The following is a 21724-nucleotide window of genomic DNA, read 5'->3' as shown; positions in this document are numbered from 1 at the left end:
TCCAGAGGGCACCGAACTACCGCCAACCTGCTCTGCGCACCCGCGCTCAACCGCGGCGCCGGATCGTGCCGATCGCGAACAACGCCAGCAGCGACGACATGACCACCATGCCCCACTCGGACAGCGTCGGGATGGCCGCCACGGCCGACGGTGCCGCCACGGGGGCCGCGGGCCCCCCGGCCGTCGCGGACGCCGCGGTGCACACCTCCGCGCCCGGGGTGGTGCCCGTCTGGGCCTGCGGTGTCACGCAGAAGAACAGGAACTGGCCCGCGTCCGGTGCGGTCGGGGTGTAGGTGTTGCCGGTCCCGACCGTGACACCGCCCGCGGGCGAGGTGCCGGATGCGCTGCGGACCCAGCGGAAGGTCGATACCGACTCCGCATCGTTCTGCGCATCGCCGTAGGTATAGGTGCCCGTCAGCGGAACGCCCTGCTGCGGGGCCCCGCCGATCGTGACGGCAGTGGCCACCGGCGCGGTGTTGGGGTCCACGACGATGGTCACGGTGGCCGTGTCGCACTGCGTGGCGTTGGGTGCCGGCAGGCACAGCCGGTACTGGAACGTGTCGGTGCCGGTCACGTTGGGATTGGGAGTGTAGGTGTAGTCCCCGGTGGCCGGGTCCATCGTGACCGTGCCGCGCGTGGGCGAGGAGGACACGGTGAACGTGGCCCCCTGCGGGAAAACGTCGTTGTTCGGCACGCTGGAGCTGACCGGCGTGTTGGGCGCGGTGCTCGCCCTGTCGTCCACGGCATCGAGCCCGACGGTGATCCGGACCGTGGCGTTCGCGCACTGGTCAGTGTCCGGCGCGGGCTTGCACACCGTGTAGTCGAAGGAATCAACGCCGGTGAAGCCCGGCGCGGGCGTGTAGGTATAGGTTCCGTCGTCGTTCATCACGACCGAGCCGTTCGCCGGGTCGGAGGTCTTCGTCCACCGGGCACCTGCCGGCGCCGTGTCGTTCGCTGCGGCATTGCCGGAGACCGGCGTGCCCATCCGCGTTGCGCTGGTGTCGTTGGACGCCCCGACGGCACCCGGCGGCAGCGCCACGGGCTGGCTGCCATAGTCCACCCACGACGTATCGACCGGCACCGGGTCCGCGATGGCAATGTTGTCCAGCTCGAAGTTCGCGCCCCGGATCTCGATGCGGCCGAAACGCACGCTCGTGCCCTGCAGCAGCAGGTTCACGTAGCCGTACGGCTCCCGGTCGTTCATGCCCGCGAAATTGGGGTTCGGGTTGCCGTAGTACGCGGCCTTCGCATACTGCTGCCCATCCAGTGCCGTGATGTTGCCGGGTCCCTGCAGCAGGTTGACCAGCGAGGCGGTGGTGAACTCGGCGAGCAGGTTGTTGTCCGTGTCGTAGAACCGGATGATGTTGGTCGCATCCCCCGCGGACCACCAGAAGCCCACGTACTGCCGGTTGCCGGTCAGCGTGACCGAGATCGTGCCGGAGCCCACCGACAGGAACTGCCCGGTGCCGCCCGCGCCGCCGTACTGCGACGCGGCAGCACGGTTGCCCGACGTGGCCGTGTAATCGCCGATGGCCCAGGTGCCCGAGGTACCGATCGCGCCGGCAGAAAGAAAACGCTCGACCGTGGCACCCGTGCGCGTCGTGTCCTGCTGGCCGGGGGCCGAGAGATACATGCCGAGCGTCTGTGCAGACACCCCGGGGCTCCAGAGGGCGGCCGATGCGGAGAGTGCGGCGAGTGCGAGTTTCCAGGATGGGCGGAGGGAACGGGAGCGGAAGCGGCCTTGGTTCATTGGGCTTTTCTCTGAAAGATGGCAATAAAAGACGTCGATGGCGGATGCGGTGCATCGCGGTGGAACGCTTTTACGGCGGATAGCTTTCAGTAATCGCCAGTTGACAATGATTGACGTTTCAAGGCCTTTGGGGGTGCGGTCGCGTTGCGAGAACACCTCGACCGTGGGCTGCGGCACCTTCGGGCGGCCAGGCCCGGGCGGGCTTCAGGCCGGGAGGCGGAACACCGAGACCGCGCCCACCAGCTGGTCGGCCTGCGCCTTGAGGCTGGAGGCCGCCGCAGCGCTCTCCTCCACCAGAGCTGCGTTCTGCTGGGTGGCCTGGTCCATCTGCGTGACGGCTTCGCCGACCTGCGCCACCCCGTCGCTCTGCTCGCGCGTGGCGATGCTGATCTCCGAGACGATGGACGCCACCTTCTGGATGAGCTCCATCGCTGCCTGCACCGCGGAGCCCGCCTGCTCCGCCTGCTGCGAGCCGTCCTGCACCCGGTGGGTGCTGGTGGCGATCAGCTCCTTGATGTCCTTGGCGGCCGCGGCGCTGCGCTGGGCCAGGCTGCGCACCTCGCCTGCCACCACGGCGAAGCCCCGGCCCTGCTCGCCAGCACGGGCCGCCTCCACCGCCGCGTTCAGCGCGAGGATGTTGGTCTGGAACGCGATGCCGTCGATCAGGCCGATGATGTCGGCAATGCGCCGCGAGGCTTCGTCGATGGAACGCATGGTGCCCACCATCGTGCCCACCGCCTCGCCGCTGCGCGCAGCGGCCGAAGCGGCATCCTGCGCCAGCGCGCTGGCCTGCCGGGCATTGTCGGAGTTCTGGCGCACGGTGGAGCCGAGCTCCTCCATCGATGCCGCGGTCTGCTCCAGGGCCGAGGCCTGCTCTTCCGTGCGCGAGGACAGGTCGATATTGCCCTGCTCGATCTCGGCGCTGGCCGTGGCCACGCTTTCCGCATTGGCGCGCACCCCGCCGACCACCTGCGACAGGCCGTCGCGCATGCCGGCCAGGGCCTCCATGAGCTGCGCGGCCTCGTCGCGGCCCCGGGGCACGATGGGCATGGTCAGGTCGCCGGAGGCCACGCCCTGCGCGATCACCACGGCCTCGCGGATCGGCCGCGTGATCAGGCCCGTGATCCACCACGCCAGCGCCACCGCGATGGCCACCGCAGCCGCCACGAGGCCCGCCAGCGTCCACACCGCGCGGCCATACACCGTGCGCACGTTCTGCTCGGCGATATCCGCGGACTTCCGGTTGAAATCGGCGAGCGTGCCCAGGGCGCCGGCCATGGCATCGAAAGCCTGCTCCGACTCCCCGAAGAACATCCGGGTCGCTTCGGCCCGCGCATCGGGCGGCAGCGCGAGCAGGCGGGCCTGCACCTTCGCATAGGCATCGCGCGCTGCACGGTACTCGCCGAACAGGCGCTGCTCCTCGCCGGGCGTGACCAGGGGGGCATAGACCTGCTCGGCCTCCGCGAACTGCGCCATGCGGTGCGCAAGCTCCTCGCGGCGCTTCGCCGTGGCCTCGGTCGGCTCCGGCAGGAACAGTTCGCTCTCGGTACGGCGCACGCGGTTGGCCGCAGTGCGGGCGTTGCCGATCGCCTGCACGCTCGGCAGCCAGTTGCTGGCCAGGTCTTCGGCACCGGCCTGGATGGTGTGCATCTGCATCCATGCGGCCAGGCCCATGGCCAGGGTCAATGCGGTGGTGAGGGCAAAGGCGATGGCCAGCTTGAGGCCGATGCGGAGGTGCTGGAGGTTCATGGCGCAGGTCCGGGAGGTGATGCGCCTATTGGGGAACCGGGTACCTGAATGGATGCTGACTTGGCGATGGGATCTGGCTATCGCGGGCTTAGCTTTGGCGACTTCCGGCCAGTGGAACTTGCTGTCGAGCCAGCATGGATCGCTCTTGCCAATGCACGGGAACCCATCACGAGTGCCCCTGTGAGTCGACACCGATGAGCCCGGGGCATCGTCCCGGGCATTGCCGGCACAGTTCACCAGCGATAGGTCGCGGTCGCGATCAGCCCGCGCTGGTCTCCGTAGAAGCAGGACTGGGCAGCGCCGTCGCAGTTCGACAGGTACGTCTTGTCAGTCAGGTTGCACACATCGAGCGCCAGGCTCCGCTGCTGGAAATCGCAGCTGACCATGGCGTCCAGCAACAGGTATGCCGGGACCTTGGCCGGCGTGATGCCTCCCTTGCCGCAGGTCGAGCCCGTATCGCGCGCGCCCACCTTGACGCCGCCGACGAAGCGGTAATCCGCCTCACACCGCCAGCTGGTGGCGGGGCACGGCCAGGGCTTGCCTACCGATCTGCTCGGGGTTGGCGCTGGCAGTGACGATGGCCCGCGGCGTGTAGCTGTAAGTGGCCGTGAAATTCATGCGGGGCATCGGCTGCATGGTCGAAGATCGCGATGCTGTACATGTCGCGCGTGCCGGTGGGCTGGCAGCGCAGGCCCGCCTCGTACTGACGTCTGGACTCGGGTTCGAAAGGCCGCTGGGTCACCGGGTTGACGGCAGTGACGGGACTGAAGGACTCGGTATAGCTGACGTAGGGCGCCAGGCCATTGGGAGCCAGATACACCATCCCGGCACGGCCGGTGAACTTGCCGTCCGAGACGCTGGTGACCGCCCCGCCACCGAGCCGGTCCACATGGTCGGTTCGTGCCCAGTCGTACCGACCGCCCAGCGTGAACTGCCAGCAGTCGTGACCTGCCCCCAGTAGCCGTACCAATCATTGGGAGAGAGGTCCAGGGTGTTGCAGGTTAACTGATCCTGCATCGATGGTGGATGGTTCGCGGTGCCTGGCTGCAAATGCGGCAGGTGGTATCCGGCCAATGCTCCCGTGGGGTCGCACTTCGTTGTAATCCTGACGCCACAGGACGATGACCTCCCTGGCCTGGGCCAAGGTCTCGAACCAGTTCTCGTTGAGGCATTCGTCCCTGAACCGGCCGTTGAAGCTCTCGATATAGGCGTTCTGGGTGGGCTTTCCCGGCTGGATCAGGACGTGCTCGATGCCTCGCGCCTGCAGCCAGGCCATGAAGGCCCGGCAGGTGAATTCCGGGCCGTTGTCGGTCCGGATGGCCTGCGGGTAACCTCTGAAGCATGCTGCGCGCTCCAGCACCCGGACGACGTAGGCTCCGGGCATCGACAGATCCACCGCGATGTCGATGCACTCGCGGGTGAAGTCATCGGTGATGGTCAGGCTTTGATTCGCCGGCCATTGGCCAGTGCGTCGCTGACGAAATCCAGGCTCCAGGTCTGGTTGGCACGCATGGCGGCAATCAGCGGTGTCCGCTCGCCGCGGTACTTCCTGGCCTTGTTGCGCTTGCGTACCGCCAGGCCCTGCTCGCGGTAGAGGCGATACACCTTCTTGTGGTTGGTGCCCGGGAATTCGCTGCGCAGCATGTCATGCACACGGCGATACCCGAAGCGCCGCCGCTGCATGGCCACGGCGTGGATGCGCTCGCGCAGCCGGACCGTGCAGGCGCCGGGCTGCGGCGGGTGGCGCCAGGCATCGCGGGAGAGCCCCGCAAGACGGCAGGCCCTGCGCTCGGAGATCTGTGCGTGCTCCAGCATCCGGGCAATGGCCTTGCGCCTGTCCTGCGGGGCTAGCGCTTTACCCCGAAGCCGATCTTCAGGGCTTCGAGATCCAAGTGAGCCTCGGCCAGCAGCTTCTTGAGCCGGGCATTCTCGACCTCCAGCTCCTTCAGGCGCCGGGCTTCCTCGGCATCCATGCCGCCGTACCTGGCTCGCCACTTGTAGAACGTGGGCTCGCTGAAACCGCCCTGCCGGCAGACCTCTTGACCGCCAGGCCCGCTTCGGCCTGCTTCAGGAAACCGATGATCTGCTGCTCCGTGAATCGACTCTTCCTCATGTCCGTCATTCTCCGAGTTGACGGACCTCACTTCCATTCGGGTGGTATGGCTGCCGGGAAGCAGACCACAGTCACTATCCAAAAAAATGATTAGAAATGGATAGAATGGCAGACAGAAGTTGCAGCCTTTCGTTTTTCTTATTACACTCTGCGTCACCACATCCATCCGACCGGAATGAGAGGCCGCATGAACGAACAGCAAACGCTTACCGACGGGGCGGAGGAAGACTCTGCCGATGAAAGCAAAGGACGTCAGCGCTCCACTATTGCCTTCCCCTACACCGACTACGAGGCAGCAGCCCAGTTGGCCGCCACCCTGCATAAGAATGCTGGGCATGGAGCATGTTCTCTTGTGCAGTTGGCCGCGTGGATGGATCAGAGCGTAAAGAGCAGCAGCTTTCGCACGCTTATCTCTGCGGCGCGTCTATTTGGGCTTCTCGATAGCGACGGAACGGAGAGCTATCGACTAACCACGCTGGGAACGCGTGTGGTCGATCCCGCTCAGGAACGGGCTGCAAAAGCTGAGGCGTTTCTTAGGGTCCCCCTCTTTGCGGCCCTTTTCGAAAAATACAAAGCTGGAGTCACCCCGCCAGCAACGGCGCTGGAACGAGAGATTGTCGGGCTTGGAGTTGGAGAAAAGCAAAAGGCTCGAGCACGCCAAGTGTTTGAAAGCTCTGCAGACCAGACTGGCTTTCGAGCATATGGAGCGAACCGATTGGTGATGCCTGCTGTCGTTGTGCCGGCACCGTCCAGCTCGGCCGCGCCAGCGACAGAAAGCACTGGCGCTGGCAACTCGTGCGGCGGGGGAAACGGTGGAGGCCCCAGTGACGGGCTGAATCTCGATCCGTTATTGATTGCGCTGCTTCAAAAAATCCCTCCCCAAGGATCAGCCTGGCCCAAGGATCGTCGCGTGCGATGGTTCAGAACATTCGCGATGAACGTGAGTGAAGTCTATGACACGGAAGATGATCCAGTTGAACTGAACATCACACCCTTGTAGGGCGGCACTTCACATCAGGAGAGGAAATGGCTAGAAGAGATTTCGACCTCAGCAGCCCCGGACTGCCCAGCTGAGGCGGGTAAAGGAAAGGCTTCGTGATGTTGTGTACCTTGGCCGGCAACACATCACGAAGCCCGTGGCAGTCCACTTAACCCACTTTACGACGCGAGGGCAGATGACTCGCTGAAAGTTACCAGTAACGTTGACGCGTTACTGTGATGGAACGTCATCGTGGTCTTACCGACCGTCAGGCGCCCATTCCTATGCAGGAATGAATAGTTTACTCACTGGGTAACGGTGCTGGCAAGAAAGACCTTGTGCCCTTTTGGGAGTTCAGCAATGAAAAGTTGCGCGTACCCCAAGGCAGTTCACGTTTGCGCATACGTTCGCCGCCGGTTTGGCCGCTTCGAGCACGTGCGTGAACACTGCCGCTCGTACCCTGGACAGATGAGCCTGTTCTAAGGGCTAGGAGCCCTTCCGCCCGGCCTATGCCGGTGCCAGCATTCTGCTGCTGGGTCGCCCGCCAAGTGCGGGCTTTTTTTCGCCCAACTTGTGAAACTACAGCTTCTAACCGGAATTTTCAAGGGCATTCATCCGGTGCCCGGGCCAAACGAGGACTGTGCAAGCTGTGCGAACAACCGCTGCACCACGGCCCCTACACCGCGATGCGCGGATCGAACCATCTGCCGCCAGGACAGGGGGGGGGGGCCGCCCTGGCGGACTTCGGCGATCGGCGCTTTCGCACCGAGGTGGCCTGCGGGGGCTGTCTGCACAGCAGGCGGTTCATTTCTCTCCCTAGCCTCCCGTTATTTGCCTAGAATTACCGTTTGGTAATTCGGCCACGAAAAAGGCCGGCTCGAGGCCAGCATGATCTGGGCTATGCGGCAATCGCCCCTGTTTGCCGAAAGTGATAGGCGACCGTAGCGAACCCTTGCATTAGTTCCCGGTCTTCCTCTGTCTGCATGTTCGCGATGTCATGAGACCCCGGCTCGTCAAGAATCCACATGAGCAGGTGCCCGTAAGTCCCGTCGCTAGTGTAGACGAGGTGACGATCGCTGGTCCGTCGCCACCCCTCACCCCACGCCCGGTCCCATTTCTTCAGTGCGACCAAGTCGCTTACGGGAACCAAATGAACATGGCGCAATGCATACTGCTCAAGACCGACTTTGGGGATTCTGTAACCGCCGTCCTTGCCAAAGAAGTAGCTTTCGTCCTCGCCTGCCCCGCCTAGCGACTTCCAGTGATCAAACTCGGCGGCAAATACTTCCGCATCTAGGCCGTTTTCTTGCATGAGCTCGCGCAGGCAGTTTGTCAACTGGGTAGTCAACGGAGCACCAGATCAAATCTTGACGCGAGAGAAAGCCTTGCGCGCAGACTCCTTGGTGAAAAGGTGTGCGTTTGCGGGATCAGAGATGAAGGCGAAGGTCCGGCGGGTCTTTTCCGGCATCTCCGGCTTGGCCCGGGACGAGCCAGCCGCGGCGCCGCCCCGCGTACTGGCAGCAGCACGGTTGGTAGGTTGGCGGTTGTAAGTTGCGGCGGTCATGGTGGTGATCCCTCGAACAAAAATTTTGTTGTATGGGGCCCATGTTAGCGAAAATTAGTTCCCTGCGTTAGGGCTAGCTGACAACACTTCTTAGGTGAAGGACTATTTTCGTCGTGCCCAGACTACGCTACCAGTGCAGATCCGGAGGCTATTTGCGCGGCTTCGAAGGGGCAACGGCGGCCGGCTGAGGGGTCTGTTGGCTTTCGATGAGCGAGTCCATTCCACCTTTTGCCTTCACCGCACTACCTCCCGAGATCATCTGCCCTCCCAGCCCACGCACTGCGCCCGGTGGAGACGACATCTTCACACCGGGAGTGCCTACCTCTCCAGACTCGATTCCTTCCACTAAGTGGCGTGTCACTTTGTCCAAGGCCTGTTCTAGGGTGCCTAGCTTCTTTCGAACCGAGCAATCGCCCCAGCCGACCAAGGCTGGAGCTCGTGCGCACGCTCATGGGCTCCAGGGAGAGGTGAATTGTGTTCCCCGGCTCCTGCGCCGAGCCCCGATGCAGCGGACCGTTGCGAGGCTGGAGGCGACGAAACCATGGCCGATGGTCGGCAGCCAGGATGCGATCGATCAAGAGCTGGGCCGCCGGATCTTCGAGAACCCGAACACTGACCGGCCGTGGAATAACGAGAGGTGCCAGCGGTACACGTTTTGGCAGCCGGCGCTGCGCGCATGCGGCATCCGCAGGCGCCGGGCATACCAGACGCAGCACACCTACGGCACCAACGCACTATCGGAAGGCGCCAACCCGGCCTACATCGCGCGGCAGATGGGCCACAAGAACGCCAAGATGCTGTTTATCGTCTACGCAAAATGGATCGACGACGCCGACCGCGGGAGGGAGAAAGCGAAGATCGAGCAGATGCTGGTAGAAATGAAAAAGCCGCCTGGAAACGGCGGCTTGATCGGGACTGGAACTTAACAAAGTTCCCCAAGAGTTTCCTAAGATTCCGAAGCCTGGTCAACTTCAGAAGGAAAACCTGGTAGGCGCGATTGGACTCGAACCAACGACCCCCACCATGTCAAGGTGGTGCTCTAACCAGCTGAGCTACGCGCCTGTGTGTATTCGAGAAGCGAGAGTATAGCAGCAAAAAACCGGCCGCCGGACAAAGCGGCGAAATCTGCTGCAACCCACCTCACCGCCGCCGCGCGGAGCGCACCCCCGGCACGGCGGCGACGATGGACAGCACCTTGTTCAGGCGCCCGGAGTCCGACACCTCCACGGTGAAGGTCATCCACGCCGTGCCTTTCACCGACTGGGTCTGCACGCCGATCACGTTGGTCTTCTCGCGCGCGAACACTTCGGAGATGTCGCGCAGCAGGCCCTGGCGGTCGGCGGCCTCGACGGCCACGTCCACGGGATAGAGGGCGGCAGGATGGCCGCCCTGCCCGCCTCCCTGGGCCCCGCCGCCGGATCCGCCAGCGCTGCCCCATTCGACGTCGATGACACGCTCGGCGCTGCGGGCGGCCATCTCGCGGAAGTTGCTGCAGTCCGCGCGGTGCACGCTCACGCCCTTGCCGCGCGTGACGAAGCCGCGGATCGGGTCCGGCGGCGCGGGCCGGCAGCACTTGGCCAACTGGGTCATGAGGGAGTCGATGCCCACCACCAGCACGCCGCCCTTGGGTGCGTTCTCGTTCGTGCGCGCCTTCTTGAGCAGCAGGTAGTCGTCGGGCTGCAGCACGGGCTCGGGCGGGCGCAGCAGGGTCTCGATGGTGCGCAGGGAGAATTCGTCCTTGCCGACCACCTCGAAGAGCGCGTCGGCGGTCTTGAAGCCGAGCTGCACGGCCAGGTCCTCCAGCCGGATGGCGGTCTTGCCTTCGCGCTGCAGCAGTTTTTCGACGGCCTCGCGGCCCCGCGCCACGGTCTCGTGCGTGGCCTGGGCGTTGAACCAGGCGCGCACCTTGGCGCGGGCGCGGTGGCTGGTGAGGTAGCCGAGTTCGGGGTTGAGCCAGTCGCGCGAGGGCCGGCCTTCCTTCACCGTGGTGATCTCCACCGTCTGCCCGTTCTGCAGCGGCGTGTTGAGCGTCACCATGGCGCCGTCCACGCGCGCGCCGCGGCAGCGGTGCCCCACGCTGGTATGCACCGCATAGGCGAAATCCACCGGCGTGGCGCCCTGGGGCAGTTCCACCACCTCGGCGTTCGGCGTCAGCACGTAGATGCGGTCCTCGAACAGTCCGCGGTGCTGCACCGCGCCGGACATGTCGCGCTCCCACGCCAGCAACTGCCGCAGCACGGCGATCTTGGCGTCGTACTCGCTGCTGGCGGACACGCCCACATAGCCCTTGGCACCGGCCTCCTTGTAGGCCCAGTGCGCGGCCACGCCATGCTCCGCGTGGTCGTGCATGGCCTGGGTGCGGATCTGGATCTCGATGGCCTTGCCGGCCTCGTCGCGCACCACGGTGTGCAGCGACTGGTAGCCGTTGGGCTTGGGTTTGGCGATGTAGTCGTCGAACTCCGCGTCGATGGGCTTGAAGTGCGAATGCACCCACGACAGCGCGGCGTAGCAGTCCTTCACCGTGGGCACGACCACGCGCAGCGCGCGGATGTCGAACACCTGGTCGAAGTCGAGCGACTTGCCGCGCATCTTCTTGACGATGCTGTAGATGTGCTTGGGCCGGCCCTGCACGGTGGCGCTGATGCTGCGCGCGCGCAACTCGGATTCGAGCCGGCCGCGCAACTGCTCCATGTACACCTCGCGCTCGGCGCGCTTCTCGTCGAGCAGGCGGGCGATCTGCTTGTAGGTGTCGGGCTCCAGGAAGCGGAAGGACAGGTCTTCCAGCTCCCACTTCATCTGCCAGATGCCGAGGCGGTTGGCGAGCGACGCGAACACCTGCAGCGCCTCGCGGGCGATCGAGGGCGAGACGGGCCGCTTGCTGGCCGCGTAGAAACGCAGCGTCTGCAGGCGCGACGCCAGGCGCAGCATGACCACGCGCAGGTCGCGCGAGAAGGCCAGCAGCATCTTGCGCACGTTCTCGGTGTGGGTGGCCGGGTCGTCCACCGCATGGCCGGCCAGCTGCGCCTCGCGCGCATGGTGCTGCACGCGCATGAGCTTGGTGGTTTCGACGGCGAGCGTGGCGAAGTTCTGGCCGAAGGCCTTGGCGATGACCTCCTCGGGCTTGTTCAGGTGCGAGCAGGCGTGCACGAGGTAGCTGGCGGCCTGCATCGCTTCCGAGCCGCCGATGGCCTTGAGGATGGCCGCCACGGCCTCGGCATGGGCGAAGGTGTTCTCGCCCGTCTCCAGGGTTTCGGCGGAGAGCAGCGGTTCGGCGAACGCCCGGGCGCGTGCCAGGGCGCCGGCCTGCTCCGGCAATGCAAGGGAGGTGGCGGCGATGAGCTGGGGCACGGCCTCCTGGCCGGCCATGGTGTGCGGTGGCTGGGGTGCGGCGACGCTTCTCACGGGCGTCCCTCCTGCGGGGCCCGGCCGTCCGCCGGGGGCGTGCCGAACAGGAACTGCTCGACCACATCGACCTGGGCGGCCGCCACCAGGGTAGGTGCATGGCCCACGCCGGCCCATTCCACCACCCGCGCCCGCGGCCCGCGCTGCGCCATGGCCTGCGCCGTGCCGGGCAGCAGCAGGTCGGATTCCGCTCCCCGCAGCACCAGGGTCTGCGCACGGATCGCGTCATAGAGCTGCCACAGCTGGGCATCGCCGGCGCGCGCGGACTCGGGCGTCAGGCCACGGAAGTTCTCGGCGATGGCGGGGTCGTAATGCAGGCGCACGGAGCCGTCCGGCTGCGGGCGCAACAGAGGTTCGGACAGCGCCTGCCATTCCTCGGCGGTGTGCGGGCCGAAGCCCGTGGAGACGACGCGCAGCCCCTCGACCGCGGCCGCCACGCCGGGGAAGTCCACCACGCGGCCCACGTACTGGCCGATGCGCTGCAGCGCCGCCCATTCCAGGGCGGGGCCGACATCGTTGAGCACGAGCCGCCGCACCGGCGCGGGCAGCGGCAGCTCCGGCTGGCCGCACAGCGCCATGCCGATGAGCCCGCCCATGCTGGTGCCGACCCAGTCCAGCACGCGCACGGGCGCACGGGCATGGAGGTGGCCGAGCAGCGCGAGCATGTCGGCCGCATAGACGGGAATCTGGTAGTGCGAGGCATCGGCCAGCCAGTCGCTGTGGCCGCGCCCGGCCACGTCCGGGCAGACGATGCGGGCATGCCGCGCGAGCCGGCGCGCCAGCACGTCGAAGTCGCGGCCCTGCCGCGTGAGGCCATGCACGCAGACGACCACTTGGGGGTGCGCGGGGTCGCCCGTGGCGTTCCACTCCCAGTACGCCATGCGGTGCCCGCCCTCGCCCTCCCTGGATGCGCCCCCGGGGGATGCCGCGGCACCGGGGCAATGTACGTAGTTCAGCGTAGGCTCTGTCATGGGGGGCAATCGTCTCTGGGCCGCTCGATAATGGCCCTTCGTTCATCCTAATTCATTCGGAGAGACCGGCATGCTTCTCACTGGCAAGACTGCGCTCGTGACGGGTTCCACCAGCGGCATCGGACTGGGCATCGCCAAGGCCCTGGCACGCGAAGGGGCGAACATCGTCCTGAACGGTTTCGGCGATGTGGACGGGCCCAGGTCGGAAGTGCTGGCGGCCGGGCACGCCGCGGGCGCGCAGGTGGCCTACCACGGGGCGGACATGGGCAGCGTGCCCGAGATCGAGGACATGATGAAGTACGCCGCCGCACAGTTCGGCCGGGTGGACATCCTCGTGAACAACGCGGGCATCCAGCACGTCGCGCGCGTGGAGGATTTCCCGGTGGAGAAGTGGGACGCGATCCTGGCCATCAACCTGAGCAGCGCCTTCCACACCTCGCGCCTCGCGCTGCCGGCCATGCAGGCCGCGAACTGGGGGCGCATCGTCAACGTGGCCTCGGTGCACGGCCTGGTGGGATCGGCGCAGAAGTCGGCCTACGTGGCCGCCAAGCACGGCATCGTGGGCCTCACGAAGGTGACGGCGCTGGAGAACGCCACCACGGGCGTGACCTGCAATGCCATCTGCCCGGGCTGGGTGCTCACGCCGCTGGTGCAGAAGCAGGTGGATGCCAGGGCCGCCGAACACGGCATATCCGACGAGGAGGCCACGCGCCTGCTGCTGGGCGAGAAGGAGCCCTCGATGCAGTTCACCACGCCCGAGGAACTGGGCGAGCTGGCGGTGTTCTTCTGCTCGCCCGCCGCGAACAACGTGCGCGGCGTGGCATGGAACATGGACGGGGGCTGGGCCGCGCAGTAGGCCGCGACAGCCCTTCCCCACGCTGGTCAGCGCAGTTGCACCGACCCGGAGACGTGGACCACCACCTGGGTCTTGCCGGCCTCGACCGGCACGGACTCGTCGGCGGACATCATGGACGACTTGGCCTGCATGGCCATCATGCGGGGCGCGCGCGGCCCGGGCGACATCTCGTCGCTGTTGACCGACACCTCGCGCAGCGAATAGCCCGAGAAGCCGAAGCCCTTGGCCAGTTCGCCCGCGCGGTTCTTGAACTCCTCGATGGCCCGGGTCTGGGCCTCGGCCTGGACACGCGCCCGGGCCTCCTTGGACAAGTCGAACGCGATCTGGCTGATGGGCATGGACTGGATGCGGCCGGCCGTGGTGGTGATGCGCGAGAAGTCGCGCCCCTGCAGCACCAGTTCGGCGCGCCCCTGCCAGGCTGTGATCTTGCCGTCCTTGCCGTAGCGCGGGTACAGGCCGAACTGGCCGGTGCGCACCTCCATCTGTTCGGGCTGCGCGGCGCGCTTGGCTTCGGCCAGCCCGGCATCCAGCGCCTGCCGCAACTGCGTCTGCACGGTGGATGCATCCGCGCCCTCGCGCGTGGCCGCCAGGGTCAGCACCAGCAGATCCTGCTGGACATCCACCGAGCCGCTCGCGGCGAGCTGCAGCACGTTCTGCGGTGCCGGCGCGGCCACGTTCTGGGCAAACGCCGTGCCCGACACGGCGGCGATGGCACAGGCTGCTGCCAGGGGGGCGAGGAATTTCATGAAGGGACTCCCTGTATGGAAAAAATCGTGTGAAAACCTGCATGCCGGACACGCGCATGCGGGCGGGCCGCCCACGGTAACGCACGCGGCGGCCCCTGGAGATGTCGCACGGACAACCCCGCTGATAGCCTCCGCAAAATTTGTAACACTTGGTCAAACCCGCCGGAAAAACGCGAACTTCGGGCGGCAAGGTGGTCAGAATCGGCTCTGTTACAAATAGGACCCAGGAAACTCATGGCCTCTACAACCAACCGTACCGACAAGATCCTCGTGGTGGACGACGACGCGCGCATCCGTGATTTGCTGCGCCGCTATCTGACCCAGGAAGGCTTCGAAGTCATGGTGGCGGAAGACGGCAAGGCGCTCAACCGCATCCTGCTGCGCGAGACGGTCGAACTGATCGTTCTGGATCTCATGATGCCCGGCGAGGACGGGCTCTCCATCTGCCGCCGCCTGCGCGCGGCCAACGACCGTACCCCGATCATCATGCTCACCGCCAAGGGCGAGGACGTGGACCGCATCGTCGGACTGGAAGTGGGTGCGGACGACTACCTGGGCAAGCCCTTCAATCCCCGTGAACTGCTGGCGCGCATCCACGCCGTGCTGCGCCGCCGCCCGCCGCAGGAAGCCCCGGGCGCCCCTTCGGGCGACAACGAGGTCGTGACCTTCGGCCCCTTCACCTTCGACCTGGGCACGCGCGCCCTGCAGAAGAACGGCGAGGAACTGCCCCTCACCACCGGCGAATTCGCCATGCTCAAGGCCCTGGTGCGCCACCCGCGCCAGCCGCTGTCGCGCGAAAAGCTGGCCCTGCTGGCCCGTGGCCGCGAGTTCGAGCCCTTCGACCGCAGCCTGGACGTGCAGGTCTCGCGCCTGCGCAAGCTGGTCGAGGTGGATGCCGCCGCCCCCCGCTACATCCAGACCGTCTGGGGCGTGGGCTACGTGTTCGTGCCGGATGGAGCGAGCTGATCCACGGCCGACCACCCCGCGCGCGGGCACCGGGCCGGCACCCTGTGCAGCCCGGTGCCCGCTGCCCTTCCGCGGCCTGCAGCGGCCCGGCTCTTCTCCTGACCTGACATGAGCGCCTCCCATGATGCGTCCACGGACGCCACCAGCCCCGCGCCACTGGAGACGACGCCGAACCGGCGTGCGTCCCAGCGCACGCGCGTCGGCCTGAATCTTTTCTGGCGCACCTTCTTCCTGCTCGCCCTGCTGCTGGTGGGCAGCATCCTGGCCTGGCTGCAGACGCTGCGCGCGCTCGAATTCGAGCCCCGCACCCTGCAGACAGCGCAGCAGATCGCCTCCCTCGTGAACCTGAGCCGTGCCGCGCTGGTGCATGCGGACGCCATCGCCCGCGTCTCGCTCATCAAGACCATGGCAGACCAGGAGGGCGTGCGCATCCTGCCCCGCGAGCCCAGCGACCGCTTCGACCTCGTGGACGACACCGCGCTGGGCGTGCGCCTGACCGAAGAGCTCACCGAGCGACTCGGCCCGGGCACCATCGTGGCCGGCAGCGTGAACGGCGAGAGCGGCCTCTGGGTGGGCTTCACCATCAACGGAGATCCCAACTGGCTGCTGATGGACCGCTCGCGCCTGAGCACGGCGGGCGGCAAGACCTGGCTGATCTGGCTCATCACCGCAGCCGCCCTGTCGCTGGCGGGCGCCGCGGCGATCGCGCGGCTCATCAACCGGCCGCTCAAGCAACTCTCCTATGCCGCCAACCGCGTGCGCGACGGCGACTTCGCTGCCAGCCAGCTCGACGAGGAAGTGGTGACCAGCGAGATCCGCGAGGTGAACATCGGCTTCAACCGCATGGCCCAGAAGCTCGCGAAACTCGAGCAGGACCGGGCGGTGATGCTGGCCGGCATCTCGCACGACCTGCGCACCCCGCTGGCGCGGCTGCGGCTGGAAACCGAGATGAGCGTGATCGACGACGTGGCCCGCGAGCACATGGTGGCCGACATCGTGCAGCTCGACGCCACCATCGACAAGTTCCTGGACTACGCGCGGCCGGACCACGTGACCCTCACGCCGGTGAACCTGCACGGGGTGGTGTCTTCCTGCGTGTATGCGGTGCAGGACCACCGCGAACTGCAGATCTCCATGAGCGTGCCGGAAGACCTGATCGTGCTGGCCGACGAGGTGGAACTGGCACGCGTGATCTCCAACCTGCTGGAGAACGCCCGCCGCTACGGCAAGACACCCGAGAGCGGCACGGCGTCGGTGGAGATCGCCGCCAAGGGGCGCGAGAAATGGGTGCTGGTGAAGGTGCGCGACCACGGCCCGGGCGTGCCGCCCGACCAGTTGAGCAACCTGACCAAGCCCTTCTTCCGCGGCAACTCCGCGCGCACGGCGGCAGCGGGCGCGGGCCTGGGCCTCGCCATCGTGGACAAGACCGTGCAGCGCATGGGTGGCATCTTCGCGCTGGCCAATTCCGGCTCCGGCGGCCTGGTGGCGCACATCCAGCTGCAGCGCGCCTCGCAATTGCCCGCCGGCAAGGACCCCAAGCAGCGGCTGCAGCGTCCGCAGATCAAGCGCCAGCTGCCGCCCGATGCCGCCAAGGGCGGCAAGCCCGTCAAGCCGGCGAAGGCCTGAACAGCAGCACGGCCGCGCGCGCCTCCATGGCCAGGCCCTGCCCCACGGGGCCCATGCGCTCGGCGGTCTTGGCCTTCACGTTCACCTGGTAGGGCTGCAGGCCCAGCGACCGGGCGATGCCTTCCCGCATCGCGGGGATGTGCGGCGCGAGGCGCGGCGCCTGGGCGATCACGGTGCTGTCGATGTTGCCGATCTCGTGGCCGCGCTCGCGCACGCGCCGTGCGGCCTCCACCAGCAGGACCATGGAATCGGCGCCTTTGAAGCGCTCGTCCGTGTCCGGGAAATGGCTGCCGATGTCGCCCAGCCCGGCGGCGCCCAGCAGCGCGTCGGTCACCGCATGCAGCAGCACGTCGGCATCGGAGTGCCCGAGCAGGCCCATGGTGTGGGGGATGTCCACGCCGCCGATCACGAGGCGGCGGCCCGGCACCAGGGCATGGATGTCCCAGCCCTCGCCGATGCGGAATGGGGGAAGCGTCATGGGCAGTTGCGCCTTTGTCTGTCAGAAGAAAGTCTTGCCCGGCAGCGGCGCGCCCTGGGCGAGCGGCCCGCCGAAGCGCTCCAGGGTGGCCGGCAGCAGGCGCTGCGCCAGCACGGCCTCGGCCAGGGCGAAGTCGTCCGGATAGGTGACCTTGAAGTTCTGCGCCCCGCCCGGCACGAGGCGCGGGTGCAGGCCCATGGCCTCCATGGCGCTGGCCTCGTCGGTGGCCTGCGCGCCATACCGCACGAGCGCGGATTCGAGGGTGCCCAGGCGGAACATCTGCGGGGTCTGGGCAAGCCATTTGTCGCTGCGGTCCACCGTGGAGGCGACGCGCACGCCGCCCGGCCCCTCGCTGGCCGTCTTGAGCGTGTCGGCCAGCTTGTGGGCCAGCAGGCCACCCACGCTGTCGTGCTCGCAGGCATCGATGAGGGCGTCGATCTGCGCGGTGGTCACCAGGCAGCGCGCCGCGTCGTGCACCAGCACCCAGTCGCCCTCCTCCGCCCCGCGCTCGCGCAGCGCACGCAAGCCCCCGAGCACGGTGTCGGCGCGGGTGGCGCCGCCGCAGGCGACGGCGAAATGGAGGCCGGGGGGATGGGCGTCGAAGAAGGCATCACCCGGCGCCACGGCCACCAGCGTGCCCAGCAGACGCCGCACGCCCGCGAATGCCGCCAGGGTATGCAGCACGAGCGGCAGCCCGGCCACCGGCTGGTACTGCTTGGGCACGCCGGCCGCGGCGCCCGGCGCCACGGCGCGGGCACCGGTGCCCGCACAGGGCAGCAGGGCCCAGAAACGGCCCGGCGTGGCCGGAGACAAAAGGGTCGGTCGGGGCGGCAGCAGGTCGCTCATGGGGCGGCCATTGTAGGAGCGCGGCGCGCCCTGGCCGGCCGGCATGCCCCGCGCGCCCCGCCGGAATGGCCGCCGCCCTAGAATGCCTGCATGGCCGCGCCGCACCGCGCACGGCCCGCGGCGCCCCGGTGCGCCCAGCCAGTCCCCGCTTCCCCCATGGACCTCCCCAAACTCATCCCCGGCAAACGTTTCACCATGCCGCGCCCCGTGGGCAGCGCGGACGCCCTGCTGCTCGCGCGCGTCGCGGAGCGCGAGAAGGCCGCCCGGCGCACCACCGCCATCGTCACGGCCGACGCCACCGACGCGCAGCGCCTGATCGACGAGATGGCGTTCTTCGCGCCCGGGTTGCGCTGCGCGCTGTTCCCCGACTGGGAAACGCTGCCCTACGACACGTTCTCGCCGCACCAGGACCTCATCAGCGAGCGCCTGGCCACGCTCTGGCGCATCAGCCAGAAGGACCGGGACACCGGCGCCGACGTGGTGCTGGTGCCGGCCACCACGGCGCTCTACCGCCTTGCGCCACCCTCGTTCCTCGCGGCCTACACCTTCCATTTCAAGGTGAAGCAGAAGCTGGACGAGGCGAAGTTCCGCGCCCAGCTCACGCTGGCGGGCTACAGCCACGTCTCGCAGGTGGTGGGCCCTGGCGAATACGCGGTGCGCGGCGGGCTGATCGACCTCTTCCCCATGGGCTCGCCCGTGCCCTACCGGGTGGACCTGTTCGACGACGAGATCGACTCCATCCGCACCTTCGATCCCGACACGCAGCGCAGCCTCTACCCCGTGCCCGAGGTGCGCCTGCTGCCCGGCCGCGAGTTCCCCATGGACGACGCGGCCCGGGCCAAGTTCCGCAGCCGCTGGCGCGAGTTGCTGGAGGGCGATCCCACGAAAAGCCGCATCTACAAGGACATGGGCAACGGCGTGGCCACCGCCGGCATCGAGTACTACCTGCCGCTCTTCTTCGACGAGACGGCCACCGTCTTCGACTATCTTGGAGAGGACGCCACGGTGGTATTGCACGGCGACCTGGAGCCGGCCTTCCAGCGCTTCTGGCAGGACACGAAGGAGCGCTTCCGCCTGGTGCAGGGCGACCCCGACCGGCCCGCGCTGCCGCCCGAATCGCTGTTCCTGGGCATCGAGCAGTTCTACACCCGCGCCAACGCGCATGCGCAGCTCGCGCTGCGGCCGGGCGTGGAGGACGTGGAGGACAACCCGCACTTCCAGAAGCTGGGCGATTTGTCGGTGGTGCGCGGTGCCGAGGATCCGCTGGCGCGCCTGCATGCGCACATCCGCAACACGCAGCACCGGGTGCTGCTGCTCGCCGAGAGCGACGGCCGGCGCGAGAGCCTGCTGGACTTCCTGCGCGCCTCGCAGCTGAACCCGCCGGCCTTCGATTCGCTGGCCGAGTTCCAGGGCCAGGCCGACGAGCGGGTGGGCATCGCCACGGCCGCCCTGGCCACGGGTTTCGCCTGGATCGAGGAAGGCATCGATTTCGTCACCGAGACGGAGCTCTTCGCGGCCGGCACCACCACGCGCCGGCGCAAGAAGCAGGAGCAGGTGAGCGATGTCGAGGCGCTCATCAAGGACCTGTCGGAACTCACGCTGGGCGACCCGGTGGTGCACAGCGCGCACGGCATCGGCCGCTACCGGGGCCTGATCCACATGGACGTGGGCCAGAAGAACCCCGACGGCACGCCCGCCATGCAGGAGTTCCTGCACCTCGAATACGCCGACAAGGCCGTGCTCTACGTGCCGGTCAGCCAGTTGCAACTCATCAGCCGCTACACGGGCGTGTCCGCCGACGAGGCGCCCCTGCACAAGCTGGGCAGCGGCCAGTGGGAAAAAGCCAAGCGCAAGGCCGCCGAGCAGGTGCGCGATTCCGCCGCCGAGCTGCTCAACATCTACGCGCGCCGCGCGGCGCGCGAGGGCCACGCCTTCCGCTACAGCCCCCAGGACTACGAGCAGTTCGCCAACGATTTCGGCTTCGAGGAGACGGCCGACCAGAACGCCGCCATCCACGCGGTGATCCAGGACATGATCTCGCCCCGCCCCATGGACCGGCTGGTCTGCGGCGACGTGGGCTTCGGCAAGACCGAAGTCGCCTTGCGCGCAGCCTTCGTGGCCGTGACCGGCGGCAAGCAGGTGGCGTTCCTCGCGCCCACCACGCTGCTGGCCGAGCAGCACTACCAGACGCTGGTGGACCGCTTCTCCAAGTGGCCGGTGAAGATCGCGGAGGTCTCGCGCTTCCGCTCCGGCAAGGAGATCACCGCGGCCATCAAGGGCATCGGCGACGGCACGGTGGACATCGTGGTGGGCACGCACAAGCTGCTGAGTGAATCCACCAAGTTCCACAACCTGGGCCTGCTCATCATCGACGAGGAGCACCGCTTCGGGGTGCGCCACAAGGAGCAGATGAAGCAGTTGCGCGCCGAAGTGGACGTGCTCACGCTCACCGCCACCCCCATCCCGCGCACGCTGGGCATGGCGCTGGAAGGCCTGCGCGACCTGTCGGTGATCGCCACCGCGCCGCAGCGGCGCCTGGCGATCAAGACCTTCGTGCGCAACGAGGGCACGGGCGTGATCCGCGAGGCGGTGCTGCGCGAGTTGAAGCGCGGCGGCCAGTGCTACTTCCTGCACAACGAGGTGGAGACCATCGAGAACCGCCGCCAGAAGCTCGAGGAGATATTGCCCGAGGCGCGCATCGCCGTGGCCCACGGCCAGATGCCCGAGCGCGAGCTGGAGAAGGTGATGCGCGACTTCGTGGCGCAGCGCTACAACATCCTGCTGTGCTCGACCATCATCGAGACCGGCATCGACGTGCCCACGGCCAACACCATCATCATGAGCCGCGCCGACAAGTTCGGCCTGGCGCAGCTGCACCAGCTGCGCGGCCGCGTGGGCCGCAGCCACCACCAGGCCTATGCCTACCTGATGGTGCCGGACGTGGACGGCCTGACCAAGCAGGCGGCCCAGCGTCTGGATGCGATCCAGCAGATGGAGGAGCTGGGTTCGGGCTTCTACCTCGCCATGCACGACCTGGAGATCCGCGGCGCGGGCGAGGTGCTGGGCGAGAACCAGAGCGGCAACATGCTGGAGGTGGGCTTCCAGCTCTACAACGAGATGCTGTCCGAGGCCGTGAAGTCGCTCAAGGCCGGCAAGGAGCCCGACCTGCTGAGCCCCCTGTCGGTCACCACGGACATCAACCTGCATGCGCCGGCCCTGCTGCCCGACGACTACTGCGGCGATGTCCACCTGCGCCTGTCGTTCTACAAGAAGCTCGCCACCGCGAAGACCGCGGACCAGATCGACGCCCTGCTCGAGGAAATCGTGGACCGCTTCGGCAAGCTGCCGCCGCAGGCGCAGACGCTGATCGACGTGCACCGGCTGCGCGTGCTGTCGCAGCCCTACGGGGTCATCAAGGTGGATGCGGCACCGGGCGTGACGAACATCACGTTCCGGCCCCAGCCGCCAGTGGACCCGATGCAGATCATCCACCTGATCCAGAAGAATAGGCACATCAAGCTCGCGGGCAACGAAAAGCTGCGCATCGAGCGCGAACTGCCGGACGCGAAGGACCGGGCGCAGATGGTGCGCGACGTGCTGCGCAGCCTGGGCCAGCCCCTGGGGGCCGCGCAGGGCGCTCCGGCCTGACGCCGCCCGCGCGGGGCGCGCCGCCGCGGA

Annotated in this window: 17 protein-coding genes, 1 tRNA gene and 2 pseudogenes; 6 read left to right on the top strand and 14 right to left on the bottom strand. The window is 67.3% G+C overall.

The window, feature by feature from the left end:
- Positions 1 to 46 precede the first annotated feature (46 nt).
- The 6 genes and pseudogenes from ACAV_RS08100 to ACAV_RS24325 form a co-directional block, all read right to left on the bottom strand.
- Positions 47 to 1654 (bottom strand): IPTL-CTERM sorting domain-containing protein, encoded by a 1608-nt coding sequence (locus ACAV_RS08100; protein WP_244875530.1) that lies wholly within the window; start codon positions 1652 to 1654, stop codon positions 47 to 49.
- A 300-nt stretch (positions 1655 to 1954) separates the two neighbouring features.
- Entirely contained in the window at positions 1955 to 3499 is a 1545-nt protein-coding gene (locus tag ACAV_RS08095) for a methyl-accepting chemotaxis protein (protein ID WP_013594080.1), read from the bottom strand.
- A gap of 233 nt (positions 3500 to 3732) precedes the next feature.
- Positions 3733 to 3969: a TonB-dependent receptor gene (locus ACAV_RS25055; RefSeq protein ID WP_041828649.1), complete on the bottom strand. Its 237-nt coding sequence runs from the start codon at positions 3967 to 3969 to the stop codon at positions 3733 to 3735.
- Between the two features lie 31 nt (positions 3970 to 4000).
- Positions 4001 to 4135: a hypothetical protein gene (locus tag ACAV_RS25175; RefSeq protein WP_280512902.1), complete on the bottom strand. Its 135-nt coding sequence runs from the start codon at positions 4133 to 4135 to the stop codon at positions 4001 to 4003.
- Positions 4136 to 4196: 61 nt separating this feature from the next.
- Positions 4197 to 4388: pseudogene (locus tag ACAV_RS25050) on the bottom strand (TonB-dependent receptor domain-containing protein); the annotation flags it as partial.
- An 81-nt stretch (positions 4389 to 4469) separates the two neighbouring features.
- Positions 4470 to 5612: pseudogene (locus tag ACAV_RS24325) on the bottom strand (IS3 family transposase).
- Positions 5613 to 5799: 187 nt separating this feature from the next.
- Here ACAV_RS24325 and ACAV_RS24525 point away from each other — a divergent pair.
- Positions 5800 to 6612 (top strand): hypothetical protein, encoded by an 813-nt coding sequence (locus ACAV_RS24525; protein ID WP_013594079.1) that lies wholly within the window; start codon positions 5800 to 5802, stop codon positions 6610 to 6612.
- A gap of 877 nt (positions 6613 to 7489) precedes the next feature.
- Here the strand turns inward: ACAV_RS24525 and ACAV_RS08075 are convergent.
- Entirely contained in the window at positions 7490 to 7939 is a 450-nt protein-coding gene (locus ACAV_RS08075; RefSeq protein ID WP_041828647.1) for a type II toxin-antitoxin system YafO family toxin, read from the bottom strand.
- A 12-nt stretch (positions 7940 to 7951) separates the two neighbouring features.
- The gene (locus ACAV_RS24520) at positions 7952 to 8155 is read right to left on the bottom strand and encodes a hypothetical protein (protein WP_013594077.1); all 204 of its coding nucleotides are present in this window, start codon (positions 8153 to 8155) and stop codon (positions 7952 to 7954) included.
- A gap of 503 nt (positions 8156 to 8658) precedes the next feature.
- Between ACAV_RS24520 and ACAV_RS08070 the strand changes: the two genes are divergently transcribed.
- Positions 8659 to 9081, top strand: coding sequence for a site-specific integrase (locus tag ACAV_RS08070; RefSeq protein WP_041828646.1), 423 nt, complete (start codon positions 8659 to 8661; stop codon positions 9079 to 9081).
- A gap of 59 nt (positions 9082 to 9140) precedes the next feature.
- Here ACAV_RS08070 and ACAV_RS08065 read toward each other — a convergent pair.
- From ACAV_RS08065 to ACAV_RS08055, 3 genes are all read right to left on the bottom strand, one after another.
- Positions 9141 to 9217 (bottom strand) — tRNA-Val (locus ACAV_RS08065).
- 78 nt (positions 9218 to 9295) lie between these two features.
- Positions 9296 to 11521: a RelA/SpoT family protein gene (locus tag ACAV_RS08060; protein WP_013594076.1), complete on the bottom strand. Its 2226-nt coding sequence runs from the start codon at positions 11519 to 11521 to the stop codon at positions 9296 to 9298.
- Between the two features lie 32 nt (positions 11522 to 11553).
- The gene (locus ACAV_RS08055; protein ID WP_013594075.1) at positions 11554 to 12528 is read right to left on the bottom strand and encodes an alpha/beta fold hydrolase; all 975 of its coding nucleotides are present in this window, start codon (positions 12526 to 12528) and stop codon (positions 11554 to 11556) included.
- A 70-nt stretch (positions 12529 to 12598) separates the two neighbouring features.
- Between ACAV_RS08055 and ACAV_RS08050 the strand changes: the two genes are divergently transcribed.
- Complete coding sequence (locus ACAV_RS08050) at positions 12599 to 13384, top strand: 3-hydroxybutyrate dehydrogenase (RefSeq protein WP_013594074.1); 786 nt, start codon at positions 12599 to 12601, stop codon at positions 13382 to 13384.
- Between the two features lie 26 nt (positions 13385 to 13410).
- Here the strand turns inward: ACAV_RS08050 and ACAV_RS08045 are convergent, their stop codons facing one another.
- Positions 13411 to 14130 carry an SIMPL domain-containing protein gene (locus ACAV_RS08045; protein WP_013594073.1) on the bottom strand — a complete coding sequence of 240 codons (720 nt, stop codon included), beginning with the start codon at positions 14128 to 14130 and terminating at the stop codon, positions 13411 to 13413.
- Positions 14131 to 14364: 234 nt separating this feature from the next.
- On the opposite strand from ACAV_RS08045, the gene ompR reads away from it, so the two are divergent.
- Together ompR and ACAV_RS08035 are read left to right on the top strand one after the other, a co-directional pair.
- Positions 14365 to 15096 carry an osmolarity response regulator transcription factor OmpR gene (gene ompR, locus ACAV_RS08040; RefSeq protein WP_011794721.1) on the top strand — a complete coding sequence of 244 codons (732 nt, stop codon included), beginning with the start codon at positions 14365 to 14367 and terminating at the stop codon, positions 15094 to 15096.
- A 108-nt stretch (positions 15097 to 15204) separates the two neighbouring features.
- A complete protein-coding gene (locus ACAV_RS08035; protein ID WP_013594072.1) occupies positions 15205 to 16722 on the top strand; it encodes a sensor histidine kinase in 1518 nt (505 codons plus the stop codon).
- Here the strand turns inward: ACAV_RS08035 and ispF are convergent.
- Together ispF and ispD are read right to left on the bottom strand one after the other, a co-directional pair.
- A complete protein-coding gene (gene ispF, locus ACAV_RS08030) occupies positions 16703 to 17200 on the bottom strand; it encodes a 2-C-methyl-D-erythritol 2,4-cyclodiphosphate synthase (protein WP_013594071.1) in 498 nt (165 codons plus the stop codon). The genes ACAV_RS08035 and ispF overlap by 20 nt on opposite strands.
- A 21-nt stretch (positions 17201 to 17221) precedes the next feature.
- Positions 17222 to 18046: a 2-C-methyl-D-erythritol 4-phosphate cytidylyltransferase gene (ispD, locus tag ACAV_RS08025; RefSeq protein ID WP_041829063.1), complete on the bottom strand. Its 825-nt coding sequence runs from the start codon at positions 18044 to 18046 to the stop codon at positions 17222 to 17224.
- A gap of 156 nt (positions 18047 to 18202) precedes the next feature.
- Here ispD and mfd point away from each other — a divergent pair, with 156 nt between their 5' ends.
- Positions 18203 to 21694 (top strand): transcription-repair coupling factor, encoded by a 3492-nt coding sequence (mfd, locus tag ACAV_RS08020; protein ID WP_013594069.1) that lies wholly within the window; start codon positions 18203 to 18205, stop codon positions 21692 to 21694.
- The last annotated feature ends 30 nt before the right edge of the window (positions 21695 to 21724 follow it).

This window comes from Paracidovorax avenae ATCC 19860 (assembly GCF_000176855.2).
Classification (GTDB): domain Bacteria; phylum Pseudomonadota; class Gammaproteobacteria; order Burkholderiales; family Burkholderiaceae_C; genus Paracidovorax; species Paracidovorax avenae.
This window is presented reverse-complemented; position numbering and strand designations above follow the sequence as displayed.

Coding starts and splice junctions, on each gene's coding strand:
- ACAV_RS08095 (WP_013594080.1), bottom strand. CDS start 3,499: ATGAACCTCCAGCACCTCCGCATCGGCCTCAAGCTGGCCATCGCCTTT.
- ACAV_RS08045 (WP_013594073.1), bottom strand. CDS start 14,130: ATGAAATTCCTCGCCCCCCTGGCAGCAGCCTGTGCCATCGCCGCCGTG.
- ACAV_RS08070 (WP_041828646.1), top strand. CDS start 8,659: ATGCAGCGGACCGTTGCGAGGCTGGAGGCGACGAAACCATGGCCGATG.
- ispF (WP_013594071.1), bottom strand. CDS start 17,200: ATGACGCTTCCCCCATTCCGCATCGGCGAGGGCTGGGACATCCATGCC.
- ACAV_RS08050 (WP_013594074.1), top strand. CDS start 12,599: ATGCTTCTCACTGGCAAGACTGCGCTCGTGACGGGTTCCACCAGCGGC.
- ACAV_RS24525 (WP_013594079.1), top strand. CDS start 5,800: ATGAACGAACAGCAAACGCTTACCGACGGGGCGGAGGAAGACTCTGCC.
- ompR (WP_011794721.1), top strand. CDS start 14,365: ATGGCCTCTACAACCAACCGTACCGACAAGATCCTCGTGGTGGACGAC.
- ACAV_RS08035 (WP_013594072.1), top strand. CDS start 15,205: ATGAGCGCCTCCCATGATGCGTCCACGGACGCCACCAGCCCCGCGCCA.
- ACAV_RS08060 (WP_013594076.1), bottom strand. CDS start 11,521: ATGGCCGGCCAGGAGGCCGTGCCCCAGCTCATCGCCGCCACCTCCCTT.
- ACAV_RS08055 (WP_013594075.1), bottom strand. CDS start 12,528: ATGACAGAGCCTACGCTGAACTACGTACATTGCCCCGGTGCCGCGGCA.
- mfd (WP_013594069.1), top strand. CDS start 18,203: ATGGACCTCCCCAAACTCATCCCCGGCAAACGTTTCACCATGCCGCGC.
- ispD (WP_041829063.1), bottom strand. CDS start 18,046: ATGAGCGACCTGCTGCCGCCCCGACCGACCCTTTTGTCTCCGGCCACG.
- ACAV_RS25175 (WP_280512902.1), bottom strand. CDS start 4,135: ATGCAGCCGATGCCCCGCATGAATTTCACGGCCACTTACAGCTACACG.
- ACAV_RS24520 (WP_013594077.1), bottom strand. CDS start 8,155: ATGACCGCCGCAACTTACAACCGCCAACCTACCAACCGTGCTGCTGCC.